Source organism: Nocardioides sp. LHD-245 (assembly GCF_030929495.1).
GTDB lineage: Bacteria > Actinomycetota > Actinomycetes > Propionibacteriales > Nocardioidaceae > Nocardioides.
On record NZ_JAVFWN010000023.1, the window covers coordinates 47,926 to 72,394 of the forward strand.

Below are 24,469 nucleotides of genomic sequence, written 5' to 3' on the forward strand. Positions count from 1 at the left end.
ATCTCAGGACACCGGCGCGGTGCGGATGCAGGCGAACAGGTGACGGCCGTAGTTGTCGGCGTAGGGGCCGACCGCGTCCCGGTCGGGACCGAGGTCGAGGATCTGGTCGAAGGTCGTGTGCTCGTGCAGGAAGGCACGGATGTGGTCGGGGTCCCAGCCACGCAGCGACGACCGGAACCAGCGCTCGTGGTCCTGCCCGGTGTCGAGGAAGAGCACCCGTCCCGTCGCCCGGTCGAGGAGCCGGACCAGCTCGACCTCGTCGCAGCTGCCGCGGCCGAGCACGAAGTGGTGCAGCAGGCTGAAGCACGACACGACGTCCCAGGTCTCCCGGGTCCCCCGCAGCAGCCGGACGGCGTCACCGGTCCGGATCCGCGCCGGGTCGAGGCCGTAGACGAGCCGTCCGAGCGTCGCCCCCAGCGGGTCCCGTTCCATCCCCTCCGCCTCGAAGCCCAGTCCGCCCATCTGCGCGACGAACCATCCGTAGCAGCTGGCGACGTCGAGATAGCTTCCGGAGAGCGTGGGCCCGATGACCCGGCGCAGGAGCGCGTCCATCGCCTCGAACCGGTCGACGCAGCAGCGCACCGTGGGCCACTGCGCGGCGAGCTCGGGCGCGTCGACGGGCTGGTAGAGCTGGTGGCCGCCCTCGAGCCACGACATGCTGCCCAGCAGGTCCTGGAGCGGAGTGGTCACCGCGCCGCGGCGTACCCGCACCGGCAACGTCACCGCGCCCTCCGCGGCGGCGCGCGCCACCCGGTGGTGGCCGTCGAGGACCTGGTAGCAGTCCGAGTGGGCGATCGGTACGACGAGCACCGGCTGCCCCGGCGGCGAGTGCAGGTCGCCCGGGGGCGGCGTACCGTCCCCCGCGTCGCCGCTGGCCAGGAACTCCCGTGCCTGCTCGACGATCCCGCCCGCGTCCTCGGCCGCGAAGTAGCGTCCGGTGCGCCGGATGCAGGTCCGGGCCATCCGCGCGTAGGGCGTCGCGAGCAGCTGCGCGTCGGAGAGGCCACCCGGCCGGGTGGCCAGGGCGAGCAGCCCGGCATGCGGTCCGTCGGCCACCCGGCGCGAGGGCCACAGCGGGTCCTCCAGCGCGGCCGCGAAGGCGGCGGCGCTCATGCCGTTCTGGCCGCCCAGCAGGAGCTTGGCCACCGGCACCTCGCGCAGGCGGGGCCGCCACCGGGTGACCCGGGCGAGCCGATGCCGGCCGGCCGCCGTGAGCAGGGGACGGGACGGGGTGCGGTGGGGGTGCAGGTCGGTCATGTCGTGCCTCGATCCGTGGTGGGGCGTCGTCGCGAGCGGCGCCAGAGGGGTGCGTCGGCCAGGCGCCGGCGCGAAGGCTGACTGGGCGTCTGTCGAGCGTCGGCAACGCCGCCGACGGGCCGCTCCGGTGTCGCGTAGCAGGCGCCCTGCCGCGGATCGCGGCACGAGACTTCCTCTCGCCAGCTGGGCGCCCTGCCGAGGAGCTCGGCCAGGGCGGCGTCGGGACCGTCGAAGCGGCGGCGCAGGGCGGCCGTCAGGTCAGGGGGCAGCGGGTCGCCGGGGCGCTCGTTCCACCGCCCCACCTCGTCGGGGCGGTGGACGCTCAGGCCGAGCCGGCGCTGGAGGTCGACATAGACCCCCACGGGATCGGCGAACAGGGCACCGGCGTCGACCACGTGCACGCGCTCCCGGCCGAGCGCGGCAACATAGCGGGCGAGCTGCCCGGCGTACTCGCCCCGCTGGAGGTAGGCGTGGTGGCGGTGAGCGAAGCTGGTCGCGCCCGGGTCGGTGACGAGCAGGTGGGCCTGGCCGGCGGTGCGCACGGCCTCCAGCGCGACGGCATCGGCGAAGGGCAGGTTCTCGTAGCCGCGGGCGCTCTCGTGCCGGTGGGCGGAGTAGGCGCGGGCCACGGGGTCGCGCACGAGGGCGACGACCTGGCAGCCCGGCAGGTCACGGGCGAGACGCTCGGCGGCCAGAGGGTGGAAGAGGTAGTAGCCGCTGCACTCGAAGGTCCGCCGGCCGCGGGCGGTCCGGCGCAGCGGGAAGTGCGCTCGGTACCAGCGCCGGGAGTGCCGGTAGCCGTCGTCGAAGTACCCGGTGCCCTTGTCGACCGTCGGCCGGCACAGCTCGGGGTGCTCGCTGAGCAGGCGGAAGAGGGTGGTGGTGCCGGCCCGCTGGGCGCCGACGACCACGATGTCCGGCTCCTGTCGCAGACCGGCCGTCAGCCAGCCCCAGGCCAGCAGCACGGCTCTGGCGGCACGGCGCAGCGGCGAGGGGAGCACGGGACGCAGCCGGCCGGCCAGGGCGCGGATCACGCCGCCACCGCCAGGCTCCGGGCCGGGCGCAGTCCCGCGGCGAACACGTCGACGGCCAGCCGGGCGCGCAGCCGCCACACCACGACGGCGTACCCGCTGCCGGCGAGGGCGCAGGCCGCGAGCCAGGCCGGCGGCGACAGGCCGGTCAGTCCGGCGAGGGCGACCGGCAGGCCGACGCAGCCGACCGGCAGCGCCGCGGCGAGGAGCAGCGGGCCGACCGGCGGGGCCAGCCCGATCTCGACGCGGAGCTGGACGACGGCGAGCACACAGCGCACCACCACGGCGACCACCCAGGCCACGGCCGCGCCGGCGATGCCCATCCGCGGCACGAGCACCAGGCACAGCCCGATGTCGAGCGCCAGCGCGACGAGCGTGTTGGCGAGGCTGCGGCCGCTGCGGCCTGTCATCAGCAGCAGCGTGTCGACGGGCCCGGACGCGACGGCGACGAGCATCCCGCCGGCCATGACGAGCGCGACGGCGACGGCCTCCCCCGCGACGTACGACGACCCGAACCAGCCGAGGTAGGCGGCCGGCGCCGCCGCGACCGCGAGATAGACCGGCCAGGCCAGCAGGATGCTCCAGCCCGTGGTGACGCCGAAGACCCGGTTGACGAGAGCCGGTGCCTCGTCGGGGGGTCCGGCCAGGATCATGGTGAACCGCGGCTGCACGACCGTCGAGACGGCCTGGTTGGCGAGCTGGCCGAACACCACGAACCGGGTGGCGACCGTGTAGACCGCCGCGTGCGCCGGCGAGAGCAGCCAGGCGACCAGCACGATGTCCAGCCGCTGCACGGCGACCTGGGCGATCCGGGCGACGGCCCGCGGCCAGGTGAACGACCAGAACGCGCGCGGGCCGACCTGCCCGCGATCCCCCGTCCCGCGCCCGGCGCGGCCGGTGACGGCGATGAGGGCACGGCCCGCGAGCACCGCGCTGCCGACGTACGCCGCCGCCCAGGCGCCCGCCAGCCACGCGCCCGGGAGCCCGAGCAGCAGCACCGCCACGACGAGCAGGACCTGCAGGCCGGGGCGCACGATCCGGTCCACGACGACGGTGGACCGGAACAGCGCGTGCGCCCGCACCGCCGCCAGGCACAGGTCCGCCGCCGCGGCGAGCGGCAGCGCCCACACCAGCGGCCGGGCGTCCGGGACGCCCACCGCGAGGGCGAGCGCCAGGCCGCAGGCGACCAGCAGGACCGGAGCGCCGGCCACCCGCACCAGGTGTCGTACGACGTCGGGCCGGTCGTCGCGCAGCACGAACCGCGCGAGCCCGGTGTCGGTGCCGAGACCCGCGGTCGCGAGCGCCACCAGGAAGACCGCGGTCGCGGCGAAGAAGCGGCCGGCGGTGTCGGGGGGCACGCTGCGGGTGACCACGAGGACGAGCCCGAAGCCCGCGAGGGTGCTGAGCACCGCACCGGCCAAGGTGGCCGCGCTCCCCCGCGCGACGGCACGCAGGTGGCGGTGCTCTCCGTCCGTGGCGGACGGTGTGCGAGGGGCCGTCACGGGTCGACCTCGACGACACCCACGACATGGGTCCCGACCCGTTGCGCCTCGGCCAGTACGGCGTCCAGGTCGGCCCGGGTCGACGTACCCGCCCCGACCTCGAGGACGACGGCGGTCGAGGCCGCCAGCACCGCCCGGCCGAGGGGGGTGCCGAGCCCCGGCGAGCGGACCAGGACGAGGTCGGCGCGCTTGGCGAGCTCGGCGAGACTGCGCCGCATCTCGGCGGAGGCCGCGAGGTCGGCGAAGTCCGCAGGCGGCCGGGTCACCTCGGTCAGCGGCTGCAGCCGACTGTGGAAGTCGCCGTCCGCGACGAGGACGTCGTCGACGACGGCCTCCTGGAGGACCAGCTCCGCCATCGCCGCCATCGCCGCCGGCAGGGCCAGATCGACGGTCACCACCTCGTACCGGGCGCGGGTGAGGGACTCGGCCAGGGCGGCGAAGGCCAGCGGGTACCTCCGGCCGGGGACCGCGACGGTCACGACCGGCGGCCGGTCCGAGCCGACAGCGAGCACCACGGACCGCACGTGGGCGATCACGTCGCTGTCGGCCCGGACCGGGGCCCTGAGCACACCGAGCGGGACAGGGCTCCCCTCCCCGCCGTCGGCGAGGTCGCTCAGGCCGAGGCCCACCGGGCGCCGGCCCCGGGCGACCGCGACGGACAGCACGAGCAGCGCGCCGAGACAGGCGGCGACGAGACCCGAGCGCACGGGGTCCGCCCACGGTCCGGCGCTGACGACCTGGCCGGGCGTCACCAGCTGCCCGGGGTCCAGGGCGACGGCCTGGGCGGCCGCGAGCTGCGCGCGCAACGAGCTGATCTGGACGACGACCTCCTGGACCTGTTGCTCGATCAGCTCGCGCTCCGGAGCGGCGGCGGCGAGCTTGTCGAGCCGCTCCAACGCGGCATCGCGCTCACCCTCGCGCAGACTGACGAGCTCCTCGAGCCGCGAGGTCCGCTCGTACACGGCCGACTCGGTGCGGGACCTGCGGAACCGGAGATAGACGTCCGCGAAGGCAGACGCCCGGGCCACCGCGGTCGCATCGTCGGCCCCGCGGGTGGTGATCTCCAGGAGCTGGGTGTTGGGCGGGACCACGACGGAGGTGGCGCCGAGCAGGTCGCTCGGCTCACCCGGCGCGCCGAGCTGGTCGAGGACCGCGCGGGCCACGGCGTCCGAGCGCAGCACCTGCGCCTCGGTCTCCAGGTTGACGAGGTCGTCGCCCCGGCCTCCCGGGCTGTAGGCGTTGCCCTCCAGCGGGTGCAGCATGATCACGGCGGTGGCCACGTGCTCGCCCTGGCGGTGGCGAGCCCACGCGACCGCGGCCGCCGCACTGAGCCCGGCCACCAGTACGGCGACGAGCACGAGTCGTGTTGCGCGGCGCTGTCCCATCGCACCTCCCCACCTGCGGTCATCTCCACGACGACCGCCCCACTATGGGACGGGACGGCGGCTCCGGAACGACAGATGCGCGGATACCCCCAATTTGTGGGATGGGCGGCGCCCGCCACCGTCGGCGCCGCTCCGCTCGCGCGAATCCTGCCCAATATCGGTCATGCCGCGGACCGTCCTGGTTGACACGATCGCAGCGCCCTCGGGACCGAGGGACCATGCGAGTGCGGGGACGGTGAGGCAGATGCGTTCAACCACCACCAGTCGGCGTCAACCGGTCCCAAGCCGACGATGGAGGCGCATCACCCGGGCGGTCGTCCCCATCATCACCGCCTTCGTGATCGTCCCCGCACTCGCGCCCATCGCGCCGTCCGCCGAGGCGGCGCCGGGGGAGATCTCCTTCGTCACCGTCACCAGCACGGCGGGCAACCGGACCGCCCACACGGTTCGGGTCCCCGCCGAGGTGCGGGCCGGCGACGTGCTGCTGCTCTCGCTCACCACGAACTCGACGGCCAGCACCATCCCGGATCCGCTGGCCGGCTGGACCTCGGTGGCCGGCCGCGACGGCAACGGCATCCGCAGCCGTCTGTGGTCGCGGACCGCCACGGCCGACGACAGCAACGCCAATGTCACGGTCACGACGAGTGCCGCGGCCAAGTCGGTCCTCACGGTCGCCGCCTACCGCAGCACGGGCGCCACCCCCTCGGTCACGGCGGTCGCCGGCGGCTCCGACACGTCCGGCACCGAGCACGTGGCACCCACGACCGCGGTCCCGGCCGCCGGCTCCTGGCTGGTGAGCGGCTGGGCGGAGAAGTCGTCCACCGACACGACCTGGACGCTGCCGGCCGGCGTCACCCAGCGCAGTACGACGGCCGCCACCGGCAGCGGCAAGGTGAGCGACGTCTGGGGCGACTCCGCGGGCCCGGTCGCCACGGGCAGCGCCGCCGCGCGGACCGCGACGACGAGCACCGCCGTCTCGCGCTCGGCGACGTACTCCGTCGTGATCGCTCCCGGCGACCTGACCGACAACCCGCCGGACGCCTCCTTCACGGCGAGCTGCAGCGGACTGGTCTGCTCCTTCGACGCCTCCGGCTCCGAGGACCCCGACGGCGACACGCTCACCTACGCCTGGGCCTTCGGCGACGGCGCGACCGGCACCGGCCGCACGACGCAGCACACCTACGCCGGCGCGGGTCCGCGGACCGTGGCCCTCACCGTCAGCGACGGGAGCCATCAGGACGCCGCGACCCGTCAGGTCAGCCCGGACGTCGCCGTCACGGCCGGTCAGGTCACCTACGTCGGCGCCGCCAGCACCGCCGGCAACCGCCCCGGTCACTCGGTCACCGTCCCCACAACGGTCGAACCGGGTGACCGGCTGGTCCTGTTCCTCGTCACGAACTCCACGACGAGCACGATCGAGGACACCCTCCCCGGCTGGGATCTGCTGCAGTCCCGCGACGGCAACGGGATGCGCGGCCGGGCCTGGACCCGCGCCGCGACCGCGGCCGACGCGGGCCGTACGGTCACCGTCACGGGCAGCGCGTATGTGAAGTCCGTGATGACGGTCGCCGCCTACCGCAGCACCGGGCCCGCCGTGATCGGGGCATCCGCCGTCGGAGGCGCGAACAGCCCGGCCACCAGCCACACCACGCCCGCCACGACGGCGACCCACGCCAACTCGTGGCTGGTCAACCTGTGGAGCGAGAAGTCCACCGACCCGACCACCTGGACGCTGCCGGCAGGCACTCCCACCCGCACCCAGGCGACCGCGACGGGCACCGGCAAGGTGAGCGCGATCCTCGGCGACTCCGACGGCGCCGTGCCCGTCGGCCCGCTGTCCGGTCGCACCGCCACCACCAGCACCACGGCCTCGCGCTCGACGCTGTTCTCGGTCGTGCTCGACCCCGGCGTCGACGCCACCGGCACGAACGAGCCGCCGGTCGCGGAGTTCTCGACCGGCTGCGCCGGCCTCACCTGCGAGTTCGACGCCGCCCACTCCTTCGACGTCGACAAGGACCCGCTGACCTACACCTGGCAGTACGGCGACGGCCAGACCGGCACCGGCGTGAACCCGACGCACACCTACGCCACTCCGGGCACCCGGACCGTGACGCTCACCGTCGGCGACGGCCAGGGCCACACCGACCAGGCCACGAGCAGTGCGACGGCGGTCCCGCCCAACCCGCCGCCCGGCCACACCGCGCTGGTGCCGGACACGCCGCGCACCAACCAACCGACCATCACCACGGGCGAGATCTGGGACATCGAGGTGGTCGGCAACCGCGTCTACGTCGCCGGCTCGTTCACGTCGATCCGCCAGCCCAACAACGGAACGACGGTCAACCAGGCCTACCTGGCGGCGTACAACTGGAGCACCGGGCAGGTCGACACGACCTTCCGGCCGACCTTCACCAACGGCCAGGTCGACGCCGTCGAGGCCTCGCCCGACGGCACGAAGCTCTACATCTCGGGCAACTTCGGCACGGTCAACGGACTCAGCCGCAAGGCGATCGCCCGGATCAGCCCGACGACCGGCGCCCCGATCGACACCTTCACCGCGAATGCGAACGGCAAGGTCAACGAGCTCGCCGTCACCAACACGACGGTGTACGCCGGCGGCCGCTTCACCACCGTCAACAACGTGCCCCGCGGGGCACTCGCGGCCCTCGACGGCGTCACGGGCGCCGTCCGCACGGACTTCGTCAACAACATCACCGGCGGCATCGGCACCAACGGTGAGCTCGCCGTGCAGCGGCTCAAGCTCACCCACGACGAGGGCCGCCTGCTCGTCGTGCACACCGGGCGCCAGGTCAACGGCAAGGACCGCTACGGCGTCGCGATCATCAACACCCGCACCAACAAGCTGACGCCGTGGAAGACCAGCCTGTGGGAGGACAACCTGCAGTTCGTCGGCGGCATCCAGCGCGCCTACGGCGGCGACATCGGCCCCGACGACTCCTACTTCGTCGTGACCAGCGGCTCCGGTGGTGACCGTCCGCCCATCAACGACACGGTCATCGCCTACGCGCTGAACGACGACAGCAACGCCCAGCCGCTGTGGATCTCGCGCCACTTCGACTCGGTCTACTCCGTCGCCGCGACCGAGGCCGGCATCTACATCGGCGGTCACTTCCAGTGGGCGGAGTCGGCGACCGCGCCGGTCCCGTGGCCCGGGCTGGACGACGTCGGCTACGGCACTGGACAGGGCCTGTCGGCGTACGCGCTCGGGGACGCGGTGGTCAAGCGGTTCCACCTGGCCGCCCTCGACCCGGCGGACGGACATGCCCTGGAGTGGTTCGCGCCGTCCAACTCCTACGAGGGCGACAAGCACATCGAAGCCACCCCGCGCGGTCTCTTCGTCGGCGGCGACGGCAACACCAAGGGCAGCTACAACGTCGGTCGGGTGGCGTTCTTCGACTTCGCCAACGTCGCCGCCCAGAACGGCACCCAGACCGTGATCACCGCGCCCATCGAGGGCCGGATCGAGCCCGTGGACGAGGCCTTCGAGCTCACCGGTACGGCGACCGCGGCCTCCGGCATCCAGCGGGTCGAGCTCGAGGTGATGGACCGGGGCTCGGGCCGCTATCTCGCCGACGACCTGACGACGTGGGGATCGACGACCTCCAACACGTTCAACGCGACGCTGGACCCGGGCACCGGGACCACGCGGACCTGGCGGCTGCCGCTGACGATGACGGCCAACCGTGAGCTGCTGGTCCGGGCCCGCGCGGTCGCCGGCAACGGCACCGCCGACAACACGAAGGCGACCAAGAAGTTCGAGACCTTCGGCACGGCCGACCAGCCGCCCAACACCAGCGTCAACGGCCCGGGCAGCCCGATCGCGGCGCTGACCTTCACCATCACCGGCAGCGCCACCGACGACTTCGGCGTCAACGGCGTCAGCTTCACCCTGCGCGACAGCCAGAACCGCTATCTGCAGGACGACGGCACGGTCTCGGGGACCTACAACACCTTCCAGGTCGATCCCGACGTGGTCGGCGCGACCAGCACCACGTGGTCCTACGAGATCACCGTGCCCTACGAGGACGAGTGGTGGGCGCAGGCCCGCGCCACCGACACGGCCGGACAGTCCGACCTCGACACCGCCGACCGACGATGGATCGTGACCGAGAACGGCCAACCGCCGACGGTGTCGATCACCCAGCCGGTGACCATGGTCCCGCCCACCACGGTGCAGACCGTGACGGTGACTCCCGGCAGCGCGATCACCTTCGCCGGCTCCGCCAACGACGACGAGTCGCTCGCGGAGGTGTCGATCACCCTGCGCAACAACTCCACGGGCGAGCGCCTGGCCGCGGACGGCTCGTGGGGCACCAGCGTGATCGCCGGCTCCTACCGGGTCTCTCCGGTCAACCTCAACCAGGCGAGCTACAACTGGAGCTACACCACGCCGTTCGCCCTCAGCCCCGGCACCTACTCGTTCACGGTCAGCGCCTCCGACGACATCGGGCTGAGCACCTCGTCGGCCAACCAGGGCCGGCTCACGCTCAACGCCGCCATCCCCGGCGACAGCCCGCCCAACGCGACGATCACGCCGACCGGGACGATCAACGGCCAGCAGGTGCTGTTGCTGAACCTCGCGGGCGCGGCGACCGACGACAAGGGCGTGGCCCGGGTCGGGGTGGCGATCCAGGACCGCGACACCAGCCGCTACCTGCAGCCGAACGGCACCCTGTCGGCGAATCTCGCGACCCTCGACGCCACCCTCGCCAACCCCGGCGCCACCAGCACGACGTGGACCCTCAACGTCGCGCTGCCGACCCAGGGCGACTGGGCCGTGACGGCCTATGCCTGGGACACCGCGGGCCAACAGGATCCGTCGACGAACGGCGCCACCTCGCGCTACCCGATCTACCCCGGTGACCAGCCGCCGGTCATGAACGAGGCCCTGCTCAACCCGATCGAGGGCACCGAGTTCCTCGACGGCAAGATCTTCGTGAGCGGGCGCGCCGAGGACGACCAGGCCATGCAAGAGGTCGAGGTCGCGATCGTCAACGCCGCGGGCCAGTACATGAGCTCCTCCGGGACGTTCACCAGCACCTCGGCCAGCTGGCGGACGGCCTTCCTCAACAGCCCCGGCACGCCCGGGTCCAACTTCTCCTACACGACCCCGGTGATCCCGCCCGGCGCCTACACGGTGCGGGTGCGGGCGATCGACCAGCACGACTTCGTCAGCGCGATCTACGAGCGCCACGCGACGGTGGTCCATCCCCCGAACAACCCGCCGGTCGCCGGCTTCACCGCGGCCTGCACGGCCAACGTCTGCGCCTTCGACGCCCGCGGCTCGACCGACGAGAGCCCGGCCACGCTCACGTACTCGTGGAACTTCGGCAACGGCAGCGGCTCGGGCCCCGTCCCGTCCCGCACCTACACCGCGCCGGGCACCTACACCGTGACCCTCACCGCCCGCGACGAGTGGGGCGTGACCGCCACGAGCAGCCAGACGGTGACCATCACGACGCCCCCGGCGAACCGGCCCCCGGTCGCCGTACTGAACCCGCCGGCGTGTGCGGGCCTGTCCTGCAACTTCTCCGCGGTCGGGTCCAACGACCCCGACACCGGCGACACGATCACCTACCGCTGGGTGTGGGGCGACGGGACGCCGAACTCGACGTCCTCGTCCACCTCGCACACCTTCCCGGCAGCCGGGAGCTACACCGTGACGCTGACGGTCACCGACGGCTGGGGCGCCGCCACGACCGTCAGCCGGCAGGTGGTGGTCGCGACGCCCTGAGGTGGTGATGTTCCACCAAGGGGCGACCTGCACAGTCAAAAATTGGGTACGTTCCCCTGTTTGGTGACGAGAGTCCTGCGTTCCACGCATAATCGCGTCATGACGCGTCCCCAATCGGGCCGTCAGTTCCGTCACCCGTGGGGGGTTTCTCGGGCGGTCACTCGACGGTCATCGCCTTGTCCAGAAGTCTCGTCCGAGCGCGCGCCCGTGTGGTGGGCCCTGCTGCTCGCCGGACTGATGCTGCACCCGTACGCGGTCCTTCTCATGGAGGACCCCTCGATCGACCCGATGACGACGGCCGGTCACATCTGCATGGTCCTCGCGGATCTCGTCCTCCTCGGCAGCGCGCTGGTGCTGTCCTTCGACGCCCGGCTGCGCCACAGCCTGATCCGGGCCCGGCTGGCCACCGCCGCCATCCTCGTCGCCGTCCAGGACCTTCCCCTGCTGATCATCTCCGTGGCCGATCCCACCCATGGGGGTCACAGCTATCGCCTGACCAGCGGCCACCTCGCGACGGTGGCCGTCGTGCTCCTGGTGTTCACCGTCCGCACCCGCGACCAGCACCCGCCGCGGTTCAGCCCGCTGCTGGGCGGGCTCCTCCTCGGCTGCCTCGTCCTCGGCGTCCGGCTGAGCCTGCTGGTCCTCGACCCGTCCCCCTTCCTGTCGGTGCGACGGGGTCCGGACCTGGCGGTGCTGGCGGCGATCACCGTCGGGATCGTCCTGGTCACCGTCGCCCTGATGCGCTCGTCCCTGCCCCGATGGGCGGCCGTGCGGGTCAGCTGCGGGGTGTTCGCCCTCTTCGCCGCGCGGGTCTGGGCGACCCTCCTCGAGGCGTCGGAGCCGCCACCGCTGGCCATGGTCGGCGTCGTCCTGTGCAGTGCCCTCCTCGCCACGACGGTGATCGGGCTCCTGCTCACGACCCTCCAGGACACGGCCGTTCGCGAGGCCAAGCTGCTGCTCCGCGCGGCAGCGGCCGAGGCGACGGTGCAGCACGACCGTGAGGTGGTCCACGAGATGCGCGCCGCCACGGCCGGCATCGTCGCCGGGGTCCATCTCCTGACCGGCGACACCGTCCCTCCGGGGCCCCGCCGGACGGCGCTGAGTCACATGGTGGACGCCGAAGTGGCCCGCCTGGGCCGCAGCTTCGCCGAGAGCCCCGAGGAGCTCGACGTGCTCTGCGTCGACGACCTGGTCGGGCCCCTCGTCGTCGCGCAGGACGCCCTCGGACACCCGGTGGCCTGGCAGCCCGGTGGGCACCGGGTGGTGGGCCGCCACGATGCCCTCACCGAGGTCCTCAACGTTCTGCTGAACAACGCTCATCGCCACGCCCGCGGGCACGCGACCGCGGTGGTCTCGCGGTCGGTCGGCGAGGTCGTCGAGCTCCGGGTCTCCGACCGGGGTCCTGGGATCGAGCCGGGGCTCGAGGACCGGCTCTTCCAATGGGGCGCTCGCGGCAGCGCGTCCACCGGACAGGGCATCGGCCTGCAACGCGCCCATCGGCTGATGCTCGAGCTGGGCGGCTCCCTGCGGCTCGAGCGCACGGAGGCGGCCACCGCGGGCACGACCTTCGTGGTGACGCTGCACAGCGCCGACGCCGGCGCCGTGCGGACGACACCTCCTCCGGCATCGGCCTCGCCACCCCCGCCCGCCGGTCCTCCGGTCGTCTCCCCGGCCGTCACCGCGGGCGCACGCGGATGACGACGGGACCTCCGCGGCCGATGCGGATCACCATCATCGACGACCACGCGCTCTTCGCCGAGTCGGTCGCGCTCACCCTGGAGACGGAGGGCTACCTGGTCCGCAGGATCGACCTGACCGACGAGCACACCACGCTCGCGACCGTGCTCGCCACGGCCCTGCGCAGCGCACCCCGGGTGGCCCTGCTCGACCTCGACCTCGGACACGTCGGCGACGGCATGCGGCTGATCACCCCGCTCACCGCCGCCGGCGTCGCGGTGGTGGTCGTGACCGGGAGCAGCGAGGACGCCCGGCGGGGTGAGTGCCTGCGGCGCGGCGCGAAGGCGGTGCTCGTGAAGACCTGTCCCCTGCAGGAGGTGGTCACCACCGTCCGCCGGGCGCGGGACGGACTTCCGCTGATGAACGCGCAGGAGCGCGGCTCGCTCATCGAGCTCGCCCTCCAGGACCGCGACGAGGTCCGCGACATCCGGGCCCGGCTGGACCGCCTCACCCGCCGCGAGATGGAGGTGCTCGGCGCGCTGATGCGCGGCGCCCCGGTCCGCGAGATCGCCCGCTCCAGCGTGGTGTCCGAGGCGACGGTGCGGACCCAGGTGAAGTCGATCCTGGCCAAGCTGGAGATGAGCTCCCAGCTCGCCGCGGTCGGCGCGGCGTACAAGGTCGGCTGGCACCCGCCCCAGAGCTGAGCCCTGCTCCGGGTCGTGCGACCCAGGAGGTGGCGGCGCGGCGACGGACATACCGCATTGGGGGCATGTCAGGCCTCCGTCGTCTCCCTAGGGTCGGGATCGCCCATCAGCCACCAAGCTCCGGGAGTGCGTCATGCGGGTGCTGCTCGTGTCCTCGTCAGGGGGCCACCTCGCGCAGCTGATGTGCCTGCGGCCGTGGTGGGAGAAGCACGATCGGCACTGGGTCACCTTCGACACGGACGACGCCATCGCCAAGCTGGAGGGCGAGGACGTCACCTGGGCGCATCACCCGACGACGCGCAACCTGGTCAACCTGGCGCGCAACTCGGCGCAGGCGCGCAAGGTGCTCGCCCGCTACGCCCCCGACCTCGTCGTCTCCACCGGCGCCGCCGTCGCCGTGCCGTACTTCTGGCTACGGCACCGACAGCACACGTCGTCGATCTATCTCGAGGTGTACGACCGCGTGGAGACGCGGACGCTCACCGGCCGGCTGTGCCGGCCCGCCACCGACCTGTTCCTGGTCCAGTGGCCCGAGCAGCAGCGCCTCTACCGCTCCTCGGTCCTGGTCGGGGAGCTGTGGTGACCCGGCGACGTCCCCCTCTGGTCGCGGTCTTCCTCGGCACCGATCACCACCGGTTCGACCGGCTCCTCACCTGGGCCGGCCGGCTCCAGGAGCAGGACACCTTCCTGTTCCAGGTGCAGCACGGCGCCACGCCGCTCCCGTCGGGGCTCACCGGCACCCCGCTGCTGGACCCGGCGGCCCTGGCCGAGCTGCTCGACCGGGCGGACGCGGTCGTCACCCACGGCGGCCCCGGCTCGATCATGGACGCGCGCGAGCACGGCCACCTGCCCGTCGTCGTCGCCCGCGACCCGCGACTCGGGGAGCACGTCGACGACCACCAGCAGCGCTTCGCACGCTTCCTCGCCCGGACCGGCCTGATCGTCACGGCGTACGACGAGCCCGAGCTCGCCGCCCGGCTCTCCCTCGCCGTCCTCACCGGGCGCGGCATCCGCACCACCCACCGCGCCTCATCCACCCTCGCCCGGTTCGAGGCCCTGGCCGACGAGCTCGTCCACCGATGACACTCCTCGCGGCCCGCGCGACGGCGGTGACGACGACCGGGCGCAGGGAGACGCGCGACTCGGTGACGGTGCACCGCACCGGCCTGGTCCTGGCCTGTGCCGACGCGGTCGCCGCGGCCGTCGTCGTCCTCGTGGCGATCCTGGTCCCCGATGCGATCTCACGCACGGGGCCGGCCTTCCTGTTCGTGCCGCTGTGGGTGGCCGCCGTGTCCGCGACCGGTGACTACCGGCTGGCCGGACACCTGGCGGCTCGCGGCCGCCGGCTCGCGGTCGCGGCCCTCGTGCTGCCCACCGCCACCCTGCTCACGGCCGAGGCGATCGGCTACCCGGTGTCCGCCGGCGTCGCCACGTCGGTGTGCGTGGCGAGCGCCGGCCTGGGCGGTCTCACGCGCGGCGCGGTCGCCGTGGCAGCCCGGCGTGGCGTCCACCTCAGCGGCGTGACCCATCGCGTCGTGCTGGCCGGAACCGCCGACACCCTGCCCGCGCTGGTCGAGCGCCTCCGGCAGTCGGGGACACGCCGCTTCGCGGTCGTCGGCGCCTGCGTCGCCGGCGCGGCCGGAGAGGCCGGCGACGACCAGCCGATGCTGGACGGTGTCCCGGTCGTGTCCGGGATCGCCGCCTGCGTCCCGACCGCCCGGGTGAGCGGAGCCGACGCCGTGATCCTCGCCCCGGACCCGGCGATCCCCGCCGCCGACCTGCAGCGCCTGTGCTGGTGCCTGGAGGATGCCGGCGTCGCGATCTTCGTCTGGACGGGCCTGCTCAGCTCCCCCGCGGGCCGCATCCGTCTGGACGTCGGCGAGCGGCTCCCGCTGCTGCATCTCGGGGCTCCCCGTCGCCTCGGCCCCTCCCATCTGGTCAAGCACGTCCTCGACCGGGCCGCGGCGACGGTGGCGCTCCTGCTCCTGGCACCGGTGCTGCTCGCACTCGCCACGGCCGTGCGCCTCGACTCCCCGGGCCCGGCGTTCTTCCGGCAGACCCGGATCGGCCGGGGCGACGCCCCCTTCACGATGTGGAAGCTCCGCACGATGTCCTGCGGCGCGAGCGACGCCGTAGCCGGCCTGCTCGACCTCAACGAGGCCGGCGGCCCCCTGTTCAAGATCCATCAGGACCCGCGGATCACCCGCGTGGGGCGTTGGTTGCGGCGAACCTCGCTCGACGAGCTGCCCCAGCTGATCAATGTCGCGCTCGGCCACATGTCGCTGGTGGGCCCGCGCCCGGCGCTGCCGTCCGAGGTGGCGGCCTATCTCCCCGACGTCCGCCATCGGCTCGTCGTCCGGCCCGGCATGACCGGCCTGTGGCAGGTCTCCGGACGCTCCGACCTGTCCTGGGAGGACGCCGTGCGTCTCGACCAGCAGTACGTCGACAACTGGTCGCTCCTCCTCGACGCGCGGATCCTGCTGCGCACCGCCGGCGCCGTCTTCAGCGGTCGCGGCGCGTACTAGGCCCGTTGACCCGTCACTTCTGACCCGTTGACCCGTCACATCTGACCCGTTGGTCCGTCACATCTGAGCCTGGGAAATCACCAATACGGGTCATTCGCGAGCGCCGCGGAACGGGTCGGATGTGGGGATGATCGTGCGCGGAAAGATCGGACTCCTGCTGGCCGCCGGCATCCTCGTGACCGCCGCTCCCGCCGGAGTGCCGGCGCCGCCAGCCGGAGCGGCCGACACGGGCAACCCGGCTCCCCAGACCGGCCGGATCGTCGACGACGATCCCGTGGGCTTCACCCCGCACGTCATGGACGGGGATGTCTTCACGATGACCCGGGTCGGCAACACGATCGTGGTCGGCGGCACCTTCACCCGGGTCCGCAACGCCGGCAGCTCGACCGACATCCCGCGCCGGAACCTGTTCGCCTTCGATGCCTTCACCGGCCAGGTCAGCACGACCTTCACGCCGAACCCGAACGACCGCGTCTACACCCTCGAACCCGCCTCGGACGGGACCTCCGTCTACGTCGGCGGAGCGTTCACCAGTGTGACGTCAGCGGGGGCGACCGTCTCCGTCAGCCGGCTCTACAAGGCCGATGTCGCCAACGGGACCCGGATCGCGGCCTTCCAGCCCGGCACCTTCAACGGCCAGGTGCGAGACGTCTCGGTGACGGGCAACCGTCTGTGGGTCGCCGGCAAGTTCACCCATGTGCAGGGCCAGCCGAGCCGGGCGCTCGGCACCCTCGACGCCACGAGCGGGGCCCGCGACCCGTACTACACGGCCGTGCTCGCGGGCGTGCACCGCGGCACCACGACGAACGTGCAGAAGATCGCGACCGACCGCACCAACGGGAGGCTGGTGGCGATCGGCAACTTCGACACCGTCAACGGCGTCCACCGCCACCAGTTCGCGGTGTTCGACATCTCAGGCGGGACGCTCGCGCTCGCGCCGTACTACACGACCCAGTTCGAGTCGGCCTGCAGCGCTTCGTTCGAGACCTACATGACCGACGTCGAGTTCGCCCCCGACGGCAGCTTCTTCGTCGTCTCGACCACCGGCGCGTACGGCGGCTACTCCGGCAGCATGGCCGGGACCAGCGGCTGCGACGTCGTGGCCCGCTTCGAGACCGGCGCCACCGGCACGAACATCCGGCCCAGCTGGACGGCCTACACCGGCGGCGACACGACGTGGACGGTCGAGGTGACCGACGACGTCGTCTACACCGGCGGGCACATGCGCTGGCAGAACAACCCGGCGCGCGGCGACGCCGCCGACGAGGGCGCGGTCTCCCGGCCGGGCATCGCGGCGCTCAACACCCGCACCGGCATGCCGTACTCGTGGAACCCGACGCGCACGCTCGGCGCCGGCGTCCGCGACATGATCGCCACACCGGAGGGGCTCTTCGTCGGCTCGGACACGGACGTGTTCGGGGGCGAGACCCACCGCCGGGTCGCCTTCCTCCCGCTCGCCTCCGGTGCCACGTTGCCTCCGCAGCAGGACGGCAAGCTCCCCGGCGACGTGTTCCGCGTCGCGAGCGGCGGCTCCCAGCTCGTCCGAGGCGGCTTCGACGGGACCGTGGCCGCACCGCCGGTCAACGCTCCTAACGGGAGCGGCTGGGGCACCGTCGTCGGCGCCTTCATGGTCAACGGCGACCTCTACACGGCGTACGCCAACCGCACCCTCACCCGGCGCACCTTCGACGGCGCCACGTACGGCGCGGCGACGACGGTGAGCACGGCGGACGCGCTCGTCTACCAGGACGACTGGCACAACGGCGACATCCCCACGATCACCAGCCTGTTCTACGACCGCGGCTGGATCTACTTCACGAAGTCGGGCTCGTCGGTGCTCTACCGGCGCGGGTTCGAGCCCGAGTCCGGCGTCATCGGGCAGCAGCTCTTCTCGGTGCCGTCGGTCACCGGCGTGAGCTACAGCAGCATGCGGGGCGCCTTCGTGGCCGACGGCAAGCTGTGGTTCGCGAGCAGCAACGGGGCGCTGAGCCGGGCCGACTGGGCCGCGCACGGCGCCGTCTCCGGCACCGCCACGCCGATCTACCCGTCCGGGTCGGGCTGGTCCTCACGGGCGCTCTTCCTCTACCAGGGGCCGCCGATCGCGCCGCCCGTGAACCAGCCGCCGACCGCGGCGTTCACGGTCTCCTGCACCGGTCTCACCTGCTCGTTCGACGCCGGCGGCTCCGGCGACCCGGACGGCTCCGTCACCGGCTACTCCTGGGCCTTCGGCGACGGCCAGACCAGGACGACGGGTCCCACCGTCAGCCACACCTACGCGGGCGGCGGTGCCGTCACCGTCACCCTGACCGTCACCGACGACCGGAGCGCCACGGGTACGACGACGCGCACCGCGCAGCCCAGCCAGGGCGGCGCCGCGATCGCTGTCGTCGCCGCGAGCTCGACCAGCGGGAACCGCGTCAACCACACGGCGAGCGTGCCCGCCTCCGTCCAGCCCGGCGACCTGCTGCTGGCGTTCTTCGTCGCCAACACCACCGCACCGGCGTACGCCGGACCGGCCGGCTGGACCGAGCTCGAGACGGCCAGCGCGGGGGCCAAGGCGGTCGGCCGGCTGTACTCCCGCGTCGCCACGGCCTCGGATCCGGGCAGCCCGGTCACCGTGACGTCCAGCGGCTACGCGAAGAGCGTGCTGTCCGTCGTCGCCTACCACGGCACCGATCCGACGACTCCGGTCGCGGACAGCGCGCTCGCGGTGCAGACCAGCAGCGGAACCGCGCACGTCACCCCCGCCGTGGTGGCCCCGGACGGGACGCACTGGTTGGTGAGCTACTGGGCGGACAAGAGCGGGGCGACCACCTCCTGGAGCCTGCCGCCCGGGGCGGTCGGGCGCTCGAACGCCACCGGCGACGGCTCCGGCCACATATCGGCGGTCCTCGCCGACAGCGGCGGCCCGCTCCCCGCCGGGCCCCAGGGCGGCCTGACCGCCACCGCCGACGCCAGCGGCACGGCCGCGATCACCTTCAGCGTGCTCCTGGCGCCGAGCTGAGGTCCTCGACGTAGGTCACCGCCCCGCTGGGTCGCCGCGCGGCGTCGACCCTGAGCTGGAAGACGTCCGGCCGCTGGTAATGGCCCGCCACGTCGGCGGTGAACCGCCACTCCCCGAGCGTCTCCGGCTCGATGTCGGCGAGCACCAGGCCGACCGTGCCACGCTCCGGGCCGACCAGCCAGGCGCCGTCGGGGCCGATCACCCCGGACCCGCCGTCGAACAGTACGTCGCCGGGGTCGCCGGGCGCGAGGCCCTGCCGGAAGGCCGCGCGCATCTCCTCCGGGACGTGCTCGACGCGGGCCACGTTGGCCGCGACCACGACGAAGCAGCGGCCCTCGATCGCGTAGGTCCGGCTGGCGAGCTCGTGCGCCTCCGCGAGGTCGGGCCAGGCGGCGACGTGGACGTCCTCGTGCCCCGCGTGGAGCACTTGGCGGGCCAGGGGGTTCCAGTGCTCCCAGCAGATCAGGCCACCGACCCGGCCAGCGCCGGTGGCGACCACCCGCAGCCCGGCGGCGTCGCCCGGCGACCACACGTTCTTCTCCGTGGACGTCGGGACCAGCTTGCGGTGGTGGTTGACCAGCGTGCCGTCGCGGTCGATGACCACCTGGCTGTTGTAGACGGTGCCCGAGCCCGGTCCGGCCAGCTCGTTGAGCCCGAGCACGACCACGACGGAACCCTCCCGGGCCGCGTCGCGCACCGGGCCGAGCTGGTCGTCGGCACCGCCGACCAGCACGCTGGAGTCCAGCAGCTGCCGGTAGAGCCGGCGGCCCAGGGGGTCCTCCCAGGCGGCCGCGCCGAAGCACCAGGCCGGGTAGCCCCCGAGCCAGGTCTCGGGGAAGGCCACCAGCTCGGCGCCGACGGCGGCCGCCTCGGCGATCAGCGCGGCGCAGCGCTCGACGGCGGCGGCCCGGTCCCCGAAGACCGACGGGTGCTGGACGGCGGCGACGCGCATCAGCTGTTCTCCTGTCCTCGTGCGGGGTGGTCGAGGGCGGCGAGCACCTCGGCCGCGGCGCGCTCCCCGGAGCGGATCGCGCCGTCGATGTAGCCGTGCCAGACGCTCGACGTCTCGCTGCCGGCCCAGTGGACCGTGCCGGACGGCGCACGCCAGCCGCGCTCGCCGTACTCGATCCACGCGCCGGGAGCGGGCACCGCGGCGTACGCGCCGCCCGCCCAGGGGTCGGCCACCCAGTCCTGCACGAGCAGGTCCGTCGGCCGGGTCGCCGCGACGCCGAAGAGCCGGCCGAGCGTCTCCAGCAGGGCGGCGCGCTGCTGCTCCGGCGCGAGTGCTGCCCAGGTGCGCAGCCGGTCGCCGTACACGAAGGTGACGAGGACGCCGCAGGCGCCGTCGGCCGGGGAGTTGTCGAAGACGACACCGGGCAGGTCGTGCGCGGTGTAGAGGGATGCCTGGCCGGAGCGCCCGTCGGCACGCCAGAAGGGCCGGTCGTAGACCAGGTGGATCTTGGCGACGTCGCCCATCACGCTGCGCTCGAGCCAGCGCCGCCGAGGCGCCGGGAGCGGCGGGTCGAAGGCGATCGCCCGGGCGGCCGGCGGCGTCGTGGCGACGACCACCCGCTCGGCACGGATCACGCCCCGGTCGGTCTCGACGGCGCCGTCGCGCACGGCGCGCACCGGTGTGCCCAGGTGCACCCGGTCGCCGAGGTGTGCCGCCATCGCGAGCGCCGGCGCCTGCGCGCCGTCCACGAAGCGCTGGTCCTGGGCGTGACCGCGGGTGCGCATGAGCTGGTCCCAGCCACCGGCCGAGGCGACGTAGAAGGCCAGGTGGAGCAGGGAGAGGTCGCGTGGCTCGACGGCCCAGACGCCCTGGACGGCGAGCGCGAGCCGGGGCCGGGCGGCCTCGGCGACGCCGTCGAGCCAGGAGGCGACAGTGGTGGCGTCGAGCCGCTCGGCGGCCGGCGTCGCGGCCGGATCGTCGAGGTCCACCCGCGCGGCCAGCGCCTCGAGCCCGGCGACGGCGGCGGCGTACTCCGCGTGCCCGGGGGCCGTCGAGTCCCGCTCCGACGTCCCCTCGTGGAGGGTGCCGTCGTGCCACAGCTCGAGGTGCACGCCCTCGTCGTGGGTGGGGAAGCGCGCGCAGCCGAAGCGGTCGGCCAGTGCCAGCAGGCGGGTCTGGGTCGGGCCGACCCACTGCCCGCCGTGGTCGACGGCGTGCGCCCGCGGGTGCGGCGCCGACCAGACCCGGCCCCCGGACCGGTCCGCCGCCTCGACGACGACCACGTCGACCCCGGCGTCGCGCAGCGCGAGCGCCGCGGTGAGTCCGGCGTACCCCGCCCCGACCACGACCACCGACGCCCGGTCGGGCAGCGCGCCGCTCACCTGCTCGCCCCCGGACCGAGCAGGGCACGGGCGCGGTCGATCACCGCCTGCTGGTGCGGCTGGACCTCCTGGCCCGGCCAGTCGATCCAGTCCGGCTCGAAGGGGTCGGCGATCCCGGTGTCGTGCCCGCTGAGCGCCTCGACGACGGCCAGGCCGCAGAAGGGCACGTAGATCGGCGAGTAGCCGCCCTCGTGGCTCATCACCAGCCGCCCCGAGCACACCCGGTCGGCCAGGGCGACCAGGCCGGCCGTCATCGTGCGGTACGTCGACGAGGTCACCATCATGGTCGCGAGCGGGTCGGCGTTGCAGGCGTCGAAGCCGCACGCCACCAGGATCAGCTCCGGCGCGAACGCCTCGACCGCCGGGACGACGACCTGGTCGAAGGCCGCCAGGTAGGCGCCGTTGCCCGATCCCGGCGGCAGGGGCACGTTGACCGCGGTGCCGAGCGCGTCGCCGCGGCCGCGGTCCTCGAGCGCGCCGGTGTCGGCGGGATAGTTGCCGTCCTGGTGCACCGAGATCGTCAGCACGTCCGGGTCGTCGAGGAAGATCGCCTCGGTGCCGTTGCCGTGGTGCACGTCCCAGTCGACCACCGCGAACCGGCGCAGCCCGTCGTGCGCGCGGGCGTGCTCGATCGCGACGGCGACATTGGCGAACATGCAGAAGCCCATCCCCCGGTCGGCGACGGCGTGGTGGCCCGGCGGCCGGACGAGGGCGTAGGCGTTGTCGACCGTGCCGTCGAGCACCGCTCGGACGGCGTGCACCGTGCCGCCCGCCGCCAGCGCGGCCACCTCGTAGCCGTTCCAGCCGAACGGCGAGGTGCCGTCGCCCATGTCACCGCCCTCGCGACGCCGGCTCTGTTCCTGCATGGAGCGCACGTGCGCCTCGGTGTGCACGCGCAGCAGGTCCTCCTCCGCGGCTGCCCGCGGCCGGACCTCGACCAGGTGCTCGCGCAGCCCGCTCACCTCGACCAGCGAGGCGAACCGGGTCTTCGACTCCGCGGACTCGAAGTGCCCGAACGGCTGCACACCGGGCGCGCCCAGCACGTAGCCGGCCGCACGGCCGGTGTCGTGCCAGCCGTAGAGCTCGTGCCAGACCCAGCCGGTGCGCCGCGCGCTCACCGGACCAGCCCCGGCAGCGTCGTACCGAGCAGCCCCTCGGCGTCGGCCATGATCGTGGCGACCACCTCGGCGACCGGCGCGACCTCGTGGATCAGCCCCTGCGCCTGGCCGGCCCACCACATGCCGTCCTCGAGGTCGCCCTCGGCGAGCACCCGCTCGCGGCCGCGGACGCCGGAGGCGAGGTCGGCGACGTCGGCGAAGGTCGCCCCCGGCCGGGCGCCGATCTCCCGGATCTTCTCGGAGACCGCGTTGCGCGCGACCCGCGCGGTGTTGCGGAACTCGCGGAACACCAGCACGGTGTCGCGCTCGTCGTTGGCGACCAGCTGCTGCTTGACGTTGGCGTGGATCGGCGCCTCGGCGGTGGCCATGAACCGGGTGCCCATGCTGGCCGCGCACGCACCGAGCGCGAGGGCGGCGACCAGCCCCGCCCCGGTCGCCAGCCCGCCCGAGGCGATGACCGGGATGTCGAGCGCCCGGGCCGCCGCCGGGATGAGGATCAGTCCGGGCACGTCGTCCTCGCCCGGGTGCCCGGCGCACTCGAAGCCGTCGATGCTGATCGCGTCGACGCCCTTGCGCTGCGCGGAGAGCGCGTGCCGCACGCTGGTCGCCTTGTGGATCACCTTGATGCCGGCCGCCTGGAAGTCCGGCAGGTGCGGCTCCGGGCTCGACCCGGCGGTCTCCACCACCCGCACCCCCGACTCGACGATGGCGGCGCGGTACTCGTCGTACGGCACCGGGTCGCGAGTGGGCAGGATCGTGAGGTTCACGCCGAAGGGCCGGTCGGTCAGCTCGCGGGTGCGCGCGACCTCGGCGGCCAGCGCCTCGGGCGTCGGCTGGGTGAGCGCCGTCAGGAAGCCCAGCGCCCCGGCCTCCGCGACCGGGGCGATCAGCTCGGCGGTGCCCAGTCCGGTCATGCCGCCGCACACGAGCGGGTGCTCGACGCCGAACATCTCGGTGAAGGGGGTACGGATCATGGGGCTCTCCTCTGCGTCGGGAGTCGTGGGGGCGGTCGGTCAGAGGTTGCGGGAGATGACCAGGCGCATGATGTCCGAGGTCCCCTCCTCGATCTCCTCCAGCTTGACATCGCGCATCCACTGCTCGACGGGGTACTCGCGCGAGTAGCCCCAGCCGCCCAGGGTCTGCACGGCCGCGTGGGTCACGAACATCGCGGTCTCGGACGCCTGCAGCTTGGCCATCGCGGCCAGCCCGTTCACGTCGTGGCCGGCGTCGAGGCGCCGGGCGGCGTGGAGCGTCATCAGCCAGGCCGACTCGATCCGGGTGGCCATGTCGGCGAGCCGGAAGGCGACCGCCTGGTGCTCGATGATCGGCTTGCCGAACTGGGTGCGGGTGCGCGCGTAGTCCAGCGCGAACTCGTACGCCGCGCGCGCGGCGCCGGTCGCAGCGGCGGCCAGGACGACGCGGGAGACGTCGAAGGTCTTCATCAGGCCGATGAACCCCTGGCCCTCGTCGCCGAGCCGGTTCTCCTCGGGGATGAACGCCTTGTCGAAGAAGATCTCCCGGCACACGATCGCGCGCTGGCCCATCTTCTTCATCGGCTCGCCGAAGGTGACGCCGGGAGTGTCCTTGGTGAACAGGAAGGCAGTGACGCCGCGCGAGCGCTGGCTCGGGTCGGTCTTGGCGAAGACGACGTACTGGTCGGCCAGGCCGGCATTGGAGATCCACGCCTTCTGGCCGGTGATCTCGTAGCCGCCCGGCACCTTGTCGGCGCGAGTGACGATCGAGGCCGCGTCGGAGCCGGAGCCCGGCTCGGTGGTGGCGAGCGCGGTGTAGCGCGGCTTCTCGCCGGTCAGCGGACGCAGCCAGCGCTCCTTCTGCTCCGCGGTGCCGAGCGCGAGCAGCGGGTCGGCGAAGAAGCCGTTGGAGCACACGAAGTTGCCGATGCCGGGGTCGCCCCAGCACAGCACCTCCTGGACCAGGCACTGGGTGAAGACGTCGGTGAACCCACCGCCGCCGTACTCCTCGGGGAGCATGAAGTCGGTGATGCCGACCTTGGCGGCCTTCTCGAAGATGTCGACCGGCGACACCACGTCGGCCTCGTCGACCTCGCGGCCGCGGGGCCGGATCTCCTCGGCGGCGAAGGTGGTGCAGAGCTCGACGATGTCGCGCTGCTCCTGGGTCAGCGGCCAGTACTCGACGTTGGGCTGGGGCATGGCTTC

Annotated in this window: 16 protein-coding genes; 7 read left to right on the forward strand and 9 right to left on the reverse strand. The window is 73.4% G+C overall.

Annotated elements, in window-relative coordinates; genetic code table 11:
• Positions 1-3: 3 nt before the first annotated feature.
• From RB608_RS26540 to RB608_RS26555, 4 genes are read right to left on the reverse strand one after another with little or no spacing between them, the layout of a single operon-like run.
• Entirely contained in the window at positions 4-1,257 is a 1,254-nt protein-coding gene (locus RB608_RS26540) for a hypothetical protein (protein ID WP_308091105.1), read from the reverse strand.
• Positions 1,254-2,291 carry a sulfotransferase domain-containing protein gene (locus tag RB608_RS26545; protein WP_308091106.1) on the reverse strand — a complete coding sequence of 346 codons (1,038 nt, stop codon included), beginning with the start codon at positions 2,289-2,291 and terminating at the stop codon, positions 1,254-1,256. Before RB608_RS26545 ends, RB608_RS26540 begins: the two co-directional genes overlap by 4 nt.
• Complete coding sequence (locus RB608_RS26550; protein ID WP_308091107.1) at positions 2,288-3,790, reverse strand: polysaccharide biosynthesis C-terminal domain-containing protein; 1,503 nt, start codon at positions 3,788-3,790, stop codon at positions 2,288-2,290. Before RB608_RS26550 ends, RB608_RS26545 begins: the two co-directional genes overlap by 4 nt.
• On the reverse strand, positions 3,787-5,175 hold the full coding sequence (locus RB608_RS26555; protein WP_308091108.1) for a hypothetical protein: 1,389 nt from the start codon (positions 5,173-5,175) through the stop codon (positions 3,787-3,789). Before RB608_RS26555 ends, RB608_RS26550 begins: the two co-directional genes overlap by 4 nt.
• A gap of 337 nt (positions 5,176-5,512) precedes the next feature.
• Between RB608_RS26555 and RB608_RS26560 the strand changes: the two genes are divergently transcribed.
• The 7 genes from RB608_RS26560 to RB608_RS26590 all read left to right on the forward strand — a co-directional run bounded on the left by RB608_RS26560 (position 5,513) and on the right by RB608_RS26590 (position 18,840).
• A complete protein-coding gene (locus RB608_RS26560; protein WP_308091109.1) occupies positions 5,513-10,930 on the forward strand; it encodes a PKD domain-containing protein in 5,418 nt (1,805 codons plus the stop codon).
• A gap of 207 nt (positions 10,931-11,137) precedes the next feature.
• A complete protein-coding gene (locus RB608_RS26565) occupies positions 11,138-12,628 on the forward strand; it encodes an ATP-binding protein (RefSeq protein WP_308091110.1) in 1,491 nt (496 codons plus the stop codon).
• Positions 12,625-13,311: a response regulator transcription factor gene (locus RB608_RS26570; protein WP_308091111.1), complete on the forward strand. Its 687-nt coding sequence runs from the start codon at positions 12,625-12,627 to the stop codon at positions 13,309-13,311. The genes RB608_RS26565 and RB608_RS26570 overlap by 4 nt, the downstream gene beginning before the upstream one ends.
• Before the next feature lie 133 nt (positions 13,312-13,444).
• The gene (locus RB608_RS26575; RefSeq protein WP_308091112.1) at positions 13,445-13,894 is read left to right on the forward strand and encodes a UDP-N-acetylglucosamine--LPS N-acetylglucosamine transferase; all 450 of its coding nucleotides are present in this window, start codon (positions 13,445-13,447) and stop codon (positions 13,892-13,894) included.
• A complete protein-coding gene (locus RB608_RS26580) occupies positions 13,891-14,394 on the forward strand; it encodes a glycosyltransferase (protein WP_308091113.1) in 504 nt (167 codons plus the stop codon). The genes RB608_RS26575 and RB608_RS26580 overlap by 4 nt, the downstream gene beginning before the upstream one ends.
• On the forward strand, positions 14,391-15,836 hold the full coding sequence (locus RB608_RS26585) for a sugar transferase (RefSeq protein ID WP_308091114.1): 1,446 nt from the start codon (positions 14,391-14,393) through the stop codon (positions 15,834-15,836). The genes RB608_RS26580 and RB608_RS26585 overlap by 4 nt, the downstream gene beginning before the upstream one ends.
• 127 nt (positions 15,837-15,963) lie before the next feature.
• Positions 15,964-18,840, forward strand: a complete 2,877-nt coding sequence (locus RB608_RS26590; protein ID WP_308091115.1) for a PKD domain-containing protein — start codon at positions 15,964-15,966, stop codon at positions 18,838-18,840.
• Here the strand turns inward: RB608_RS26590 and RB608_RS26595 are convergent.
• Genes RB608_RS26595 through RB608_RS26615 form a run of 5 tightly spaced genes read right to left on the reverse strand, consistent with a single transcriptional unit; the run spans position 18,815 to position 24,463 of the window.
• A complete protein-coding gene (locus RB608_RS26595; RefSeq protein ID WP_308091117.1) occupies positions 18,815-19,792 on the reverse strand; it encodes a carbon-nitrogen hydrolase family protein in 978 nt (325 codons plus the stop codon). The two genes, RB608_RS26590 and RB608_RS26595, sit on opposite strands and share 26 nt — an antisense overlap.
• Positions 19,792-21,174, reverse strand: a complete 1,383-nt coding sequence (locus tag RB608_RS26600; protein ID WP_308091118.1) for an FAD-dependent oxidoreductase — start codon at positions 21,172-21,174, stop codon at positions 19,792-19,794. Before RB608_RS26600 ends, RB608_RS26595 begins: the two co-directional genes overlap by 1 nt.
• Complete coding sequence (locus tag RB608_RS26605) at positions 21,171-22,292, reverse strand: class II histone deacetylase (RefSeq protein WP_308091119.1); 1,122 nt, start codon at positions 22,290-22,292, stop codon at positions 21,171-21,173. The genes RB608_RS26600 and RB608_RS26605 overlap by 4 nt, the downstream gene beginning before the upstream one ends.
• Positions 22,289-23,266 (reverse strand): nitronate monooxygenase, encoded by a 978-nt coding sequence (locus RB608_RS26610; RefSeq protein WP_308091120.1) that lies wholly within the window; start codon positions 23,264-23,266, stop codon positions 22,289-22,291. Before RB608_RS26610 ends, RB608_RS26605 begins: the two co-directional genes overlap by 4 nt.
• 39 nt (positions 23,267-23,305) lie before the next feature.
• Positions 23,306-24,463, reverse strand: a complete 1,158-nt coding sequence (locus RB608_RS26615; protein WP_308091122.1) for an acyl-CoA dehydrogenase family protein — start codon at positions 24,461-24,463, stop codon at positions 23,306-23,308.
• Between the last annotated feature and the right edge of the window lie 6 nt (positions 24,464-24,469).

Coding starts and splice junctions, on each gene's coding strand:
- RB608_RS26540 (WP_308091105.1), bottom strand. CDS start 1,257: ATGACCGACCTGCACCCCCACCGCACCCCGTCCCGTCCCCTGCTCACG.
- RB608_RS26555 (WP_308091108.1), bottom strand. CDS start 5,175: ATGGGACAGCGCCGCGCAACACGACTCGTGCTCGTCGCCGTACTGGTG.
- RB608_RS26570 (WP_308091111.1), top strand. CDS start 12,625: ATGACGACGGGACCTCCGCGGCCGATGCGGATCACCATCATCGACGAC.
- RB608_RS26575 (WP_308091112.1), top strand. CDS start 13,445: ATGCGGGTGCTGCTCGTGTCCTCGTCAGGGGGCCACCTCGCGCAGCTG.
- RB608_RS26585 (WP_308091114.1), top strand. CDS start 14,391: ATGACACTCCTCGCGGCCCGCGCGACGGCGGTGACGACGACCGGGCGC.
- RB608_RS26590 (WP_308091115.1), top strand. CDS start 15,964: ATGATCGTGCGCGGAAAGATCGGACTCCTGCTGGCCGCCGGCATCCTC.
- RB608_RS26595 (WP_308091117.1), bottom strand. CDS start 19,792: ATGCGCGTCGCCGCCGTCCAGCACCCGTCGGTCTTCGGGGACCGGGCC.
- RB608_RS26610 (WP_308091120.1), bottom strand. CDS start 23,266: ATGATCCGTACCCCCTTCACCGAGATGTTCGGCGTCGAGCACCCGCTC.
- RB608_RS26615 (WP_308091122.1), bottom strand. CDS start 24,463: ATGCCCCAGCCCAACGTCGAGTACTGGCCGCTGACCCAGGAGCAGCGC.